This window comes from Pseudoxanthomonas sp. P4_B2 (assembly GCF_056402315.1).
In genome coordinates this window covers 873,471-885,997 of record NZ_JBFUHQ010000001.1, presented here as the reverse complement: position 1 = coordinate 885,997, position 12,527 = coordinate 873,471, and the positions used below count along the sequence as shown (strand labels likewise).

Sequence of the window (12,527 nt, the reverse complement as noted above, 5' to 3'; positions counted from 1 at the left end):
CTCAGAACTCCAGATCCAGGGCCGCACACAGATAGTCCACGAACGGGGCCAAAGCGGCAAGGTCGGTCGCCAGTGTCTGCCGTAGTCTCGGTCCGGTCATGGTTTCGTTATCCAATAAGCGCCAGAACACGAAGTTCTTGTGCTTCAGGTCGTCGATGAACTCGAAATCGGCCGGAAACCCACGCGGCGGGCGGCTCAGCATCTCGCCTTCTTCGAATTCGAAGCGCTTGCGGAATTTCGGCGCATGGGCGGCGGCCTTCCAACTGCCGGGGTTGTCGACGATGAACTGGCGGATGCGGCGTTGGGTATCGGGTTCCGGATGCCAGAGACCGGCGCCGACGAAACATTCGCCGGGTTGCAGGTGCAGGTAGAAGGAAGGTGCGGGCACCTGCTTGCGCCGCTCGTGGTAGAGCCGCGCGCCTTGCCAGGATTTGTAGGGGGACTTGTCGTTGGAGAAGCGCGCGTCGCGATAGATACGGAACAGCGAGCCGCCCACGGTTTTCGGATCCGAGCGGAAATGAGGACTGACCTGGGCGAGATCGGGCTGCAGATCGGTCAGCAGACGCAGGAATGGCTGACGCACATGGTCCTCGTATTTCTGCTTGTTGGCGGCAAACCAGGCCTTGTCGTTGTTCTTGGCGAGAGCACGCAGGAACTTGAAGCTGGCATCCGAGAAATAAGTGGTCATAGAAAGGCCATAAGCAAAAGTTGCAGATAATTGCGCGCAGGAGCGACGTGAGTCGCGAATGAATCTGGATGGATTAATTCGCGACTCACGTCGCTCCTACGACAGTTGGCGCTCCAGCTCTTTACCCCACGCCAGCAGCTGATCCAACAAGACTTGTTTGATGCCGTCTTCCGCGCACTGCAGGCGAAGGGTATCGATCTCCTGATAATAGGATTCGAACGTTACTTCCGACATTCCGCTGTCCACGCATAGCCGTTGCCTGCGGTAATGATTCCATCGCTCCTGTTCGGACTGCGTCAACGCGCCGGGCCAGTTGCGGGCGCGATAGCGGAACAGTAGTTCCGGCAGGCGCGGGTCCTTGAAGCCGAATTCGCGCTTGTTCAGATGCTCGGGCGGTGTGGCACGGACCTCCGCCATCCCACGCTTATCGCCGTCGGCGATGAAGCCGTCGTATAGCGAAGCATCGACGTCTGGCTTGTCGTGGACGCGTTCGCTTCCGAACACACGCCGCATCTTCTCCGCAAGCTGCGCTGCGAAGGGACGCAGCCTTTCGGCCGCCGCCTCCATGGCTTCCCGATCAATCTGCAACCGGTTGAAATCCTCTTCGCGCAGGTGCGACCAAGACACCAGCGCCGGGGACTTGTTTAGATGCACTTCCTTCAGCGGCACGCGTTGCTCGCCCGACGGAAGATCCGCTGCGGGCGTGTAGAGCCGGTCGGCGATATCCCCGGCATCCAGGCCCAACAGCGCTTCGGGATCGCCATCGAGATCGAATACGATGACGCGGTTATCGAATCGCGGATGGCGGGCCAGTGGGAGCACGGGGGCCGCGCACATTCGGCTTGCGGGATAACGTTGGGAAATATGCACAGCTGGGGTCAGCGCTACGGTATCCAGCAGCGTGGCGGCGAAACGCTTGTCGCGTAGCTTCAGCGCGTAGTCCCACAGGCGCGGCTGGGCGTCGCGGAATTTACGCGCCATGCCTATCGTGGCGTATACGTCGGATAAGGCCTCGTGGGCGTCGCCCTCGCGAACGCCATTGGCCGCGGCCAGGTGCTCCAGCTTGAAGGAGGTGGCGCCATCCTCGCGCTCGGGCCAGACGATTCCATCGGGACGCAGCGCGTGCGCGAGCCGCATCACGTCCAGCATGTCCCAGCGGCTATTCCCACCACGCCATTCGCGTTCATACGGGTCGTAGAAATTGCGGAACAGTCCATGGCGCACGAACTCGTCATCGAAGCGCAGCGAGTTCCAGCCCAGCGTACAAGTCTCCGGACGCGACATTTCCTCGGCGATGCGGGCGAAGGCTTCTGCTTCTTCCACGCCCTCGCGCAACGCATGCTGCGGGACGATTCCGGTGATCAACGTGGCGGTAGGCGAGGGCAGCAGATCGTCGGCGGCTTTGATGAAGAAGCTGATCGGCTCTTCTATGACATTCAGATCGCTGTCGGTGCGTACCGAGGCGAACTGGGCGATGCGGGTGCGACGCGGATCGCGGCCGAAGGTTTCCAGGTCGTAGAACAGGAAACTCGCGGCCATCAGGCGGCATCCACCAGAATATCGAGGCGCGACATTATTTCGGCGTCCACGGCTTTCCAGTCGACCGCATCCAGCGAGTCCAGTCCGCGCGTCGCCGCGACCAGGATTTCGCGCTGTATCTCGCTGCGATGCAGCGCGGTCGCGTACGGAATCAGCATGAAGGTGACCATGGTGTAGTGCGGCACGAAACGTCCCGGATGCCTCTCCTGCAGCACACGCTCCAGTTCCCGCTGCAGCAGGAAATCCGGGTCGTCGACACGATCCCGCATCTCCAGGTAGTTCTCCAGCGCCATCTGCTGGATGGCCGAGGCGTTGGGCTTGCGTTCGGCCTCGAACGCCGCGAAGGCGTCGGCAAGATCCGCATGCTGTTCCAACTTGCGGGCCAACACCACGCAATCCTCGAACGCGCAGTTCATACCTTGGCCGTGGAAGGGCACCATGGCGTGCGCGGCATCGCCAAGCAGCACGGCGCGGTTGTCGATATGCCAGTGGTCGAGGTACAGCGTGGCGAGGAGCCCAGGCGGATTGCGCTCCCAATCCTGCTCCAGCCGCGGGATCAACGGTACGGCGTCGGCGAAATCGCGCTCGAACAAGGCCCTGGCCTGGGCGCCGGTTCGCAACGTGGCGAAACTGGGGTCGCCCTGATTGGGCAGAAACAGGGTGACGGTGAAGGTTTTTTCGTCGTTCGGCAGCGCGATGCACATGTAGTGGCCGCGTGGCCAGATATGCAGCGCATTGGGCTCGATTTTGAAATTTCCGTCCACATCCGGCGGGATTTCGAGTTCCTTGTAGGAATGGTCGAGGAACTCCGTCGTCTCGCCCAAGTCGGATTGCTTCATCATCGCCGCGCGCAACGAAGAGCCTGCGCCATCGGCGCCCACCAGCGCTTCGAATCCAGTCTCGCTTTCCGAGCCATCGCGCTCGTCGACGAAACGCGCAGAGCGCGCGTCGAAGTCGACGCTTTCGAGCTTGTGGTTGAAATGCAAACGCGCCCCGGCCTGTTCGGCAAGATCGAGCAGGACGATATTGAGGTCGCCGCGGTGGATCGACCAAATCACTTCTGAGTCGTCGCGTCCATAACGCTGCAACTGCTGACGGCCGTCCAGGAAGTGCACCATGCGGCCGCGCATCATTACCGCCTGTTCCATCACTTCGTCGTCGGCATCGGCTTGGCGCAGAGCGTTACGTCCGCGTTCGGCGAGGGCCAGATTGATGGAACGGCCGCCTTCATAGCCTTTCACGCGCGGATCGCCACGCTTTTCATGTACCTCCACGCGCCAGCCGCGACGCGCCAGCAGGATGGCCAGCAGTGCACCGGCCAGGCCGGCGCCGATGAGGGTGATGGATCTTCCATTCCGGTCGTTCAAGGTTTCGCCCTCACACCCCGCGCCACGATTCGACTTCCTCGACGAAACGGTAAACGTCCATGAATTTGTTGTAGAGCGGGGCGGGCGAGATGCGGATTACGTCGGGTTCGCGCCAGTCGCCGATGGTGCCGACGGAGGAAAGATATTCGAATAGCTCGCGTCCCCGTTCGCGCCCGCCGGCGACGCGTAGCGAGAGCTGGCTGCCGCGGCGCGCAGGATCGGAAGGAGTGACGATCTCCAGCGTCTCTGGAACGCGCGCGCGTATCAGCGACTCCAGGAAGCCGGTGATCTTCTCGGACTTGGCGCGGATCGCGGTCATGCCGCCGGCCTTGTCGAATACTTCCAGCGATGCCAGCAACGGCGCCAACGCCAGAATGGGCGGATTGCTGAGCTGCCAACCATCGGCGCCTGGCGTCGGCACGAACTGCGGGCCCATCTGGAAACGGGTTTCTTTTTCATGGCCCCACCAGCCGGCGAAGCGCGGACGGCTGGTACGGGCGTGGCGCTCATGCACGAAGCAGCCCGCTACGGCGCCCGGGCCGGCGTTCATGTATTTGTAATGGCACCACACCGCGAAATCGGCCTGGCTGTCGTGCAGGTCGACCGGCACGTTGCCGACGGCATGGGCAAGGTCGAAACCTGCTACCGCGCCTTGGGCATGGGCAAGGCGTGCGATCTTCTTGAGCTCGAAAGACTGTCCGGTGCGGTACTGGATGCCCGGCCACAACACCAACGCGGTACGCGCCCCGTGCTCGCCTATCGCACGTTCTATGGCTCCCATCGACAAGGTGCCATCGGCCTGGTCGGGCTGCACTTCGATCAGCTGGGTCGCAGGATCGAAACCATGGAAACGGATCTGCGATTCGACCGCATGCCGGTCGGAAGGAAAGGCGCCGGCTTCGATGATAATGGCGGCGCGTTCGCTGGTCGGACGGTAGAAACTGACCATCATCAGATGCAGGTTGGCGGTAAGCGAATTCATCGCTACCACTTCCGAAGGCTGGGCGCCGACCACGCGCGCAAGCGGTTCGCGCACTTGTTCATGATAGGTCATCCATTGCGCCTGACCGGTGAAATGGCCTTCCACCGCTTCATGGCTCCACTTGTCCAACACTTGCAGCACATGCGCACGCGCGCCGCGCGGCTGCAGGCCCAGCGAGTTTCCGCAGAAATAGATCTGCTCGTTGTGCTTGTGCTTGGGAATCAGGAATTCGCTGCGCAGCGGACGCAGCGGATCGGCGGCGTCCAGGGCCATGGCGTGGGTACGGGAAAGCGAATCGCTCATTTGGTTAGGGATCTCTGGAAAAGCGGTGGTTATTTGATTCATGCGAAGCGCGAGGCCGACAGGCCCAGCCATTCCAGCGCGGTGCCGTGGTACAGCCGCGCCTGACCGACCGCATCCAGATTCAGGGCCGCGATGCCCGCGCCGGGTTCCTGTTCGCCCAAGGGGAAGGGATAGTCGGTGCCCAGCATCACGCGCTCGGTGCCTACGGTGTCCAGCAGGTATCGCAACGCGCGGGGATCGGCCACCCACGAGTCGAAGTAGAGCTGTTTGATGTAATCGCGCGGATTGCCGGGATTGTCCGTGGCCACCAGGTCTGGGCGCATGTTGAAACCGTGCTCGATGCGGCCGATGGTGTAGGGGAAACTCCCGCCGCCATGGGCCAGGCATATCTTCAGTTTCGGCAACCGCTCCAGTACGCCGCCGAAGATCAGGCAGCACGCCGCGCGCGATTGCTCCGCCGGCATGCCCACCAGCCAGGGCAACCAGTATTTGGGCATGCTGGCCGCGCCCATCATGTCCCACGGATGCACCAGCACCGCGGCTTCCAGCTCGGCCGCCGCCTGGAAGAACTCGAAAAGTTCGGGCGCGTCCAGATTCCAGTCACCTATATGGCTGCCGATCTGCACTCCTTGCAGGCCCAACTGGTCCATGCAGCGTTCCAATTCCTGAACCGCCAGCCGTGGCGACTGCATCGGTACCGTGCCGATGCCCGCGTAGTGGCGGGGATACTGGCGGCATGCTTCGGCCGTATGGTCGTTGAGCGCCTGATGCAGGTCCAGCGCCTGGTTGGGCTTGGCCCAATAGCTGAACATGACCGGGACGGTGCTGAGCACCTGCACCTGCACGTCGAATCTGGCGTAGTCGTCGATGCGTACCTGCGGATCCCAGGTCTTGGGCCATATCTCGCGGAAGAACTTGCCGTCCTTGTAGATGCGCGCACGCCCGTCATCGCCGTGATGGATCACGGGGAAGCGCTCATCGTTGTATTTCTTGGCCAGGTCCGGCCAAGTGTGCGGCAGGTAGTGGGCGTGGGTGTCGATCTTGAGCATGCGCTCAGTTTACCGGCTGAGTCCTGCCAGCAGCCGATTTGTGAACGATGCCGTCCTTCATAACGAACGCCACTTTTTGCAAGCGGGCGATCTCCGCCAACGGGTTCCCATCGACTGCAATAAGGTCGGCCAGGTAACCGGGGCGGACCGACCCCAGCTTATCTCCCATGCCAAGGATTTCAGCGCCGTTGGAGGTGGCGGCGCGGATCGCTTCGGCGGCGGGTACACCGCTGGCGACATACAGTTCCAATTCCCGGGCAGTAGCGGTGGGTTCGAAGCTGGGTCCTCCATCAGTGCCGACGCCCAGGCGAATACCGGCGCGCCAGGCGCGTCCAGGGCCGGCCAGAGCCGCGGTCGTCCAAGCCTTCAGGTCGTCCTCCGATCTGCCGTCGCGCCCGCCTGCGAACATTTCCAGCTTGGAGCGGACGTAGTCGGCGACAAAAGCGGTAGGCACCAGGAATGCGCCATGGCGCTTGAACAAAGCCGCGGACGTGTTGTCGAAATAGGTTCCGTGCTCGATCGTGCGTGCGCCGTAAGTCAGCGCCATGTTGATTGCGCGGGTGCTGTGCGCATGCGCAGCGATAGGACGATCGGCCTGGGCGGTCGCTTCGGCGATAGCCCTCATTTCGTCCTCGAACAGAATCGGCTGCGCGTCGGCCTTGCCGCCGGATTCGCGCCCGGAGCCGGACACGGTGACCTTGATCCAATCCGAACCCTGTTCGATGTTCTCGCGCACCGCGCGCCGGCACGATTCCGGACCGTCGCACTGCGCTGGCGTGTAGGGCAGCGAACCAGGCGTGGCCTGTTTAGCGCCATGGCCGCCGGTCCGCGAAATGATCCGGCCCGCCGCGAACGTCCGCGGACCAGGCAGATCGCCATTGGCGAACGAGTCGCGCAACGCGAACGTCACGCCAGTGTTGTCGCCCACGTCGCGCACCGTGGTCACTCCTGCTTCCAACAGTTTGCGCGAATAGCCGGCAACGGCGAGCGCCAGCCTCGATTCGGACGCGGCCGTCTCGTTGCTGGCATCCATGATGATCGCCAGGTGCATGTGCAGGTCGATCAGTCCTGGCAACACGAACTTGTCGGACAGATCGACCAACGCCGCGTCGGTACCGAACTCGGAAGCCGGCCGCAGCCCTTCCTGCATCGACACGATTCGCCCATCGCGCACGACAATGGTTTGTGGACCCAAAGGAGGTTCGCCCGGTGTGGCCAGCACCGCACCGGCATGGATCACGATTGTTGCCGGGGGCGGTTCGACCGGTGGTTCGGTTTCAGCCGCGTTGCAGGCGACAGCAGCGAATGCCGCGAACAGAAAACAGACGAACACGCGCGGTGGCGACCACTTCATCGTGAAGTTTCCCTAGTCCAACAGGCGCCGTAGCGCGGTTCAGGTGTCCGGCATGACATAGCGAGAAGGAGCGGGATTCAGATGCCCACAGTTTCCGCAGGTGCGATGTTCGACCGAGGAATAAAAGCGGTCGAATACGGGCGGAAAATCCTTCTCGATGTCGTGCAGGTGGAAATATTCTTCGTAAACCTTGTGGTTGCATCGCTCGCAGAACCATAGTAGGCCGTCATCCTCGTGCGGAAGACGCTTGCGTTCGATGACCAGGCCGATGGAATCGGGCATGCGTTGCGGCGAATGCGGTACGCGCGGGGGCAGCAGGAAGATTTCGCCAGCGCTGATGGGAATATCGCGTACCGCACCGTCCTCCTGGATGCGCAATACCATCTGGCCTTCCAGTTGATAGAACCATTCGGGACCCTCGTCCCAGTGATAGTCGGTGCGCGAATTCGGACCGCCCACCACCATGACTATGAAGTCGCCGGCGTAGATCACTTTATTGCCGACCGGCGGCTTCAGCAGGTGGCGATGCTCTTCGATCCAGGCTTGCAGGTTAAGTGGGTTCGGAAGCATTCGATTACTCCTTGATCGCTGCGACGCACTTCAGTTCGATGGCGATAGGTGTAGGCAGGGCTGTTATGCCCACTGTGGTTCTGCAGGGCGCAGTGTCCGCGTCGGGGAAATACTCGGCCCAGACCTTGTTGTAGGCCTTGAAATCGCGGTCCATGTCGGTGAGGTAGACGGTCACGTCGACCAGATCCTCCCAGCCGGCGCCGCTGGCTTCCAGCACCGCGCGCACGTTGGCGAAGACGGCGCGCGTCTGCGAATCGATGTCGTAGCTGATCAAGCGACCTTCGGCGTCATGCACGTTGCCGAGGATGGCGTCGGTGGCGGCATCCCGCGGGCCTATGCCGGAAAGGAACAGCAGGTTCCCCACGCGCCGCGCGTGCGGATAGCTGCCGACCGGCCTTGGGGCGGCGTCGGAGTGCACTGCCTTACTCATTGCGCGTGCTCTTCGGCGATATCCCCGCGATCGCCCGCTGGTAAGCCGGCATCAGTTGATCGTTGGATTCCACATCCATGCCCAACTGACGCACGCGGCCATCGAACAGGCTGTACACCCAGCCATGCACCGCGACCTTGTGACCGCTGGCCCATGCGTCTTGAACCACCGTGGTCTGGCAGACGTTGAAGACCTGCTCGATCACGTTCAGTTCGCACAGGCGCGCATGGCGCAGGGATTCGGTGTCGGTCTGCTCCAGCAGCGCCGCATGCTTCTGGGCCACATCGCCGACATGGCGCAGCCAGTTGTCGGCCAGGCCCACCCGGGCGCCGGTCATGGCCGCGTGCACGCCGCCGCAGCCATAGTGGCCGACCAGCAGGATGTGCTCCACCTTCAGGATATCCACGGCGAACTGCACCACCGACAGGCAATTGAGATCGCCGTGCGACATCACGTTGGCGATGTTGCGGTGTACGAACACCTCGCCCGGGTCCAAGCCGAGGATCTGGTTGGCCGGCACCCGCGAATCGGAACAACCGATCCACAGGTAGCGCGGAGATTGTTGCTGGGACAGTCGTTTGAAGAACCCCGGATCTTCCTGCTTGATCCTTTCGGCCCATTCGCGGTTGTTGCGCAACAGTTGTTCGAGGTCGGTCATTCGTACATTGTTCCAAATTAAGGCAGCAGGGCCAGGCAGACATTCTTGGGTTCGGTGAAGAAACGCATTGCTTCGGCACCGCCTTCGCGACCCAACCCGGAAGAACCCACACCGCCGAACGGCGTACGCAAATCGCGCATCAACCAGGTATTGACCCAAACGATGCCCGCGCGCAGTTGCGCGGAAAGCCGGTGCGCGCGATCCAGGTCGCGGGTCCATAGCGATGCGGACAGGCCGTAGTCGCTGGCGTTGGCGAGGGCCAGAGCCTGCGCTTCGGTGTCGAAGGCCTGCAGCGTGATCACGGGCCCGAAGATCTCTTCGCGGTTGCTTGCGCAGTCGGGCCCGAGTCCTTCGATTATGGTCGGTTCGACGAACCAGCCGGCGCGATCGATCCGATTGCCGCCATACAGGAATCGGCCGCCTTCTTCGCGCGCCCGCTGCAGGCAGGCCATGACCTTATCCAGATGCGCCTGAGAGACCAGCGGGCCCAGCTGCGTTCCCTCCGCCATGGGATCGCCTACTTGCAGATTGCGCACGCGTTCGACCAGGGCATCGCGGAAATCCGCGTAAATGGGGCGTTCGATCAGCAAGCGCGAACCGCATAGGCATATCTGGCCGGAATTTTGGAAAGCCGAACGTACCAAGGTGTCGATCTGGGCGCGCCAATCGCTGTCGGCGAATACCAACGATGGATTCTTGCCGCCCAGTTCCAGCGATACCTTCTTCAAAGCAGGCGCAGCCAGCGAGGCGATGCGCTTGCCGACCGCGGTACTACCGGTGAACGACACCGCGCGCACCTGCGGATGCGTCGCCAGCGGTTCGCCGACTTCCGGTCCCAGCCCGTGCACGACATTCAGCACGCCTTTTGGAAAGCCAATCTCGGCCGCCAGTTCGCCCAGCATCGTCGCCGTCAGCGGCGTCACTTCGGAAGGTTTGGCGACTACCGTATTGCCGGCAGCCAAAGCGGGGGCGATCTTCCAGGTGAATAGATAGAGCGGCAGGTTCCACGGCGAAATCGTCGCCACCACACCCAATGGCGGGCGCAGCGTGTAGTTGAGGCCCGCCTCGCCGTGATGCGATTCGCTGGCGAACTGGGTCGCCGCGTGGGCGAAGAAGCGCAGGTTGGAAACCGCACGCGGAATTTCGGCATCGCGTGCCAGCGCAAATGGCTTGCCGCCATCCAGCGACTCGGCGCGAGCGAAGGCATCGATGCGCGATTCCAGTGCCGCGGCGAGTTTCTCCAGCCATGCGGCACGGTCGCTGTTGCGCAGGGCGGACCACGCCGGAAAGGCCCTCGCGGCGGCGGCGATGGCGGCTTCCACGTCTTCGGCATCGCCGCGCGCCACCTGCGCATGGGGCTGGGCCGTGCAGGGGTCGAATACCTCCAGCCAACCTCCGCGTCGGGGCGATTGCGCCTGGCCATCGATCCAGTGGTGCAGCTTCTGCATCCGCCAAGCTTAACCGCCCGCGTCGAAAGCGTCATCGTTGGCGGAACGGGCGCCGACAGAGAGGTGTCCGGCGAAGCGTGTTCTCGCGTGCTAGATCGATTGCATGCGCCCGCCATCCACGGCCAAGCTGACGCCGTTGATGTAGGCGGCCGCAGGGCTGGCAAGGAAAGCGATGGCGGCGGCGATCTCGCTGGCTTCGGCGAAGCGGCCTACCGGCACGGTCGACAACATGGTGGCGGCGATCGCATCGCGCGTCTTGCCGGTGGAGGTGGAGCGGTCGTCCAGAATTTGCTCCAGTCGTGCCGTACGGGTATAGCCGGGCAATACGTTGTTGACCGTGATTCCGTCCTGGGCCAGTTCACGCGACAGGGTCTTGGCCCAGCTGGCGACCGCGCCACGGATGGCATTGGAGACGCCGAGGTTGGCGATAGGTTCTTTCACCGACGTGGAAATCACATTGACGATGCGGCCCCATTGCGCGTTCTGCATGCCAGGCAGCACCGCCCGCACCAGCATCTGATTGGCCAGCAGATGTTTGTTGAAGGCGTCGAGATAGGCGCCGGCATCCGCATCGATAGCACGGCCACCGGGCGGCCCGCCGGTGTTATTGACCAGAATATGCACCGGCTTGGCGCTGGTCAGCGCCTGCACGCGCCCAGCCAGCGCTTCGTGCTCGGAAATATCGACGGCTACCCAGTCGTGCCGCTGGCCTACGGCGTTGCGGGGCAGGGAGGACGCTACTGCTTCAAGCGTCTCAGCGCGCCGAGCCAGCAGAGTGACGTCTGCGCCCAGCAGCGCGAGTTCCAATGCGGCCGCGCGGCCTATGCCTGCCGACGCCCCGCAAACCAGCGCATGTTTTCCGTTGAGATTCAGGTCCATGCATTCCTCAGTCGGGTGCGCGACTTGCGAGCCGCTCCCTCATCAATCCCGCGATTTCATGCGATTGCGGATCCCCCAGCTTCGACAGTCCCTCTGCCGCGCCCTGCACATTGGCCGCAGGATGGTTCTGACTGAGCTTGAATTTCAGTTCGATCCGTTCGGGCACGAAACGGAACCCCACGATCCCGCGCAGCTGACTGCGGAGCCTGGGATTGCCGTGTTCGTAGCGCCAATCGTTGCCGACGGCGGTTTCATGGCGGACGCTCAGGCGATCGACGATGCTGGCAAGGAAAGCCTCCTCGGTGGAAGCTTCCAGCCTGCCAGTCAGGTGCGCTACCGCGTAGTTCCAGGTCGGCACCCGTGCGGCTTCTTCCTTATCGGTGTACCAGCCTGGGGAGATATACGCATGCGGGCCGTGCACGATCATCAATGCGGTGCCGCCATGCGCAATCTGCGGATTCGGTCTGGCCCAGTGACCTTCGATCAACACACGCTCGCCGTCGCGCGAATACAGTACGGGCAGATGGCTGGCAAACGGAATGCCTTCCTCACAGCTAATCAGGGTGACGAAAGGATCGCGCCCCAGCAGTCGATCGAGTTCGAGCAGGTCGGTTTCAGCGAAAGCCGGGGGCGTGTACATCGGAGCGGATCAGGCCCGCGCGCCCAGCGACTGCACCATCAGGTTACGCAACGCAGCGTCGTTCTCCGCTCGCGGCGGAGAGACTTCGTCCAGCGAGAAACCCCTGGCCAGCGCATCGTCTTCGTCCAGTCCGTCGAACGCCACGAATTCGGCATCGAACAGCGCGGCGCGGGCGGTGTCGTCGCTGTCGTAGGTCAGTGTATTGCCGTCGCTGTCGAAGACTTCGGCGGTGCCCGCTTCGCGCACGCACAGCCGCGCCCACACCAGGGTGCGGCCGAGGGACGCTACGTACCACTGATAGTCGATCGTCTCGTTCATGCCATCACCAGGGACAGAAGCCAAAGCGCTCCAGCGCATGCCAGGCCGCCAAAGATGACCAGCAGCGAAACCTTCGCCGGCGTGGCCAGACCGGTCAGCGAACTGTCGTGCGTTTCGCGGTAGCGGCCGCTCAACAGCCAGCCCAATGCGACCGGTTTGAGGAAGGCACCGGCGCCGAATTCGGCGGCGAGCGCTTCATGGCGGTCGCGCACGTGCACCAGTGTCAGCGGCCAGAAAATCACGAACGCGCAGAAACCGGCGATGGCGGTGGCGACGAAGAGCAGGGCGAAGAACAGGATCAC

14 protein-coding genes are annotated in these 12,527 nt (G+C 62.8%); all 14 read right to left on the bottom strand.

The features are described from left to right. Position 1 precedes the first annotated feature (1 nt). A complete protein-coding gene (locus tag AC1DTQ_RS03945; RefSeq protein ID WP_477848152.1) occupies positions 2-688 on the bottom strand; it encodes a DUF2461 domain-containing protein in 687 nt (228 codons plus the stop codon). A 96-nt stretch (positions 689-784) separates the two neighbouring features. Next, positions 785-2,227 carry an exodeoxyribonuclease I gene (gene sbcB, locus AC1DTQ_RS03940; protein ID WP_477848151.1) on the bottom strand — a complete coding sequence of 481 codons (1,443 nt, stop codon included), beginning with the start codon at positions 2,225-2,227 and terminating at the stop codon, positions 785-787. Beyond that, complete coding sequence (locus AC1DTQ_RS03935; protein WP_477848149.1) at positions 2,227-3,594, bottom strand: FAD-dependent oxidoreductase; 1,368 nt, start codon at positions 3,592-3,594, stop codon at positions 2,227-2,229. The genes sbcB and AC1DTQ_RS03935 overlap by 1 nt, the downstream gene beginning before the upstream one ends. 10 nt (positions 3,595-3,604) lie before the next feature. Then, positions 3,605-4,879 carry a kynureninase gene (kynU, locus tag AC1DTQ_RS03930; protein WP_477848147.1) on the bottom strand — a complete coding sequence of 425 codons (1,275 nt, stop codon included), beginning with the start codon at positions 4,877-4,879 and terminating at the stop codon, positions 3,605-3,607. A gap of 38 nt (positions 4,880-4,917) precedes the next feature. Next, positions 4,918-5,928 (bottom strand): amidohydrolase family protein, encoded by a 1,011-nt coding sequence (locus tag AC1DTQ_RS03925; RefSeq protein WP_477848146.1) that lies wholly within the window; start codon positions 5,926-5,928, stop codon positions 4,918-4,920. A 4-nt stretch (positions 5,929-5,932) separates the two neighbouring features. Further along, positions 5,933-7,282, bottom strand: a complete 1,350-nt coding sequence (locus tag AC1DTQ_RS03920) for an amidohydrolase family protein (protein WP_477848145.1) — start codon at positions 7,280-7,282, stop codon at positions 5,933-5,935. Positions 7,283-7,321: 39 nt separating this feature from the next. After that, entirely contained in the window at positions 7,322-7,852 is a 531-nt protein-coding gene (locus AC1DTQ_RS03915; protein WP_477848144.1) for a 3-hydroxyanthranilate 3,4-dioxygenase, read from the bottom strand. 4 nt (positions 7,853-7,856) lie between these two features. Beyond that, a complete protein-coding gene (locus tag AC1DTQ_RS03910) occupies positions 7,857-8,282 on the bottom strand; it encodes a RidA family protein (RefSeq protein WP_477848142.1) in 426 nt (141 codons plus the stop codon). After that, positions 8,275-8,940 carry a carbonate dehydratase gene (gene can / locus AC1DTQ_RS03905; protein WP_477848140.1) on the bottom strand — a complete coding sequence of 222 codons (666 nt, stop codon included), beginning with the start codon at positions 8,938-8,940 and terminating at the stop codon, positions 8,275-8,277. Before can ends, AC1DTQ_RS03910 begins: the two co-directional genes overlap by 8 nt. A 17-nt stretch (positions 8,941-8,957) precedes the next feature. Beyond that, positions 8,958-10,388 (bottom strand): aldehyde dehydrogenase, encoded by a 1,431-nt coding sequence (locus AC1DTQ_RS03900; RefSeq protein ID WP_477848138.1) that lies wholly within the window; start codon positions 10,386-10,388, stop codon positions 8,958-8,960. A gap of 90 nt (positions 10,389-10,478) precedes the next feature. Beyond that, the gene (locus AC1DTQ_RS03895; RefSeq protein WP_477848136.1) at positions 10,479-11,267 is read right to left on the bottom strand and encodes an SDR family oxidoreductase; all 789 of its coding nucleotides are present in this window, start codon (positions 11,265-11,267) and stop codon (positions 10,479-10,481) included. Between the two features lie 7 nt (positions 11,268-11,274). After that, entirely contained in the window at positions 11,275-11,907 is a 633-nt protein-coding gene (locus tag AC1DTQ_RS03890; RefSeq protein ID WP_477848134.1) for an FMN-binding negative transcriptional regulator, read from the bottom strand. 9 nt (positions 11,908-11,916) lie between these two features. After that, positions 11,917-12,225 (bottom strand): hypothetical protein, encoded by a 309-nt coding sequence (locus AC1DTQ_RS03885; RefSeq protein ID WP_477848132.1) that lies wholly within the window; start codon positions 12,223-12,225, stop codon positions 11,917-11,919. Then, positions 12,222-12,527 carry a hypothetical protein gene (locus AC1DTQ_RS03880; protein ID WP_477848130.1) on the bottom strand — a complete coding sequence of 102 codons (306 nt, stop codon included), beginning with the start codon at positions 12,525-12,527 and terminating at the stop codon, positions 12,222-12,224. The genes AC1DTQ_RS03885 and AC1DTQ_RS03880 overlap by 4 nt, the downstream gene beginning before the upstream one ends.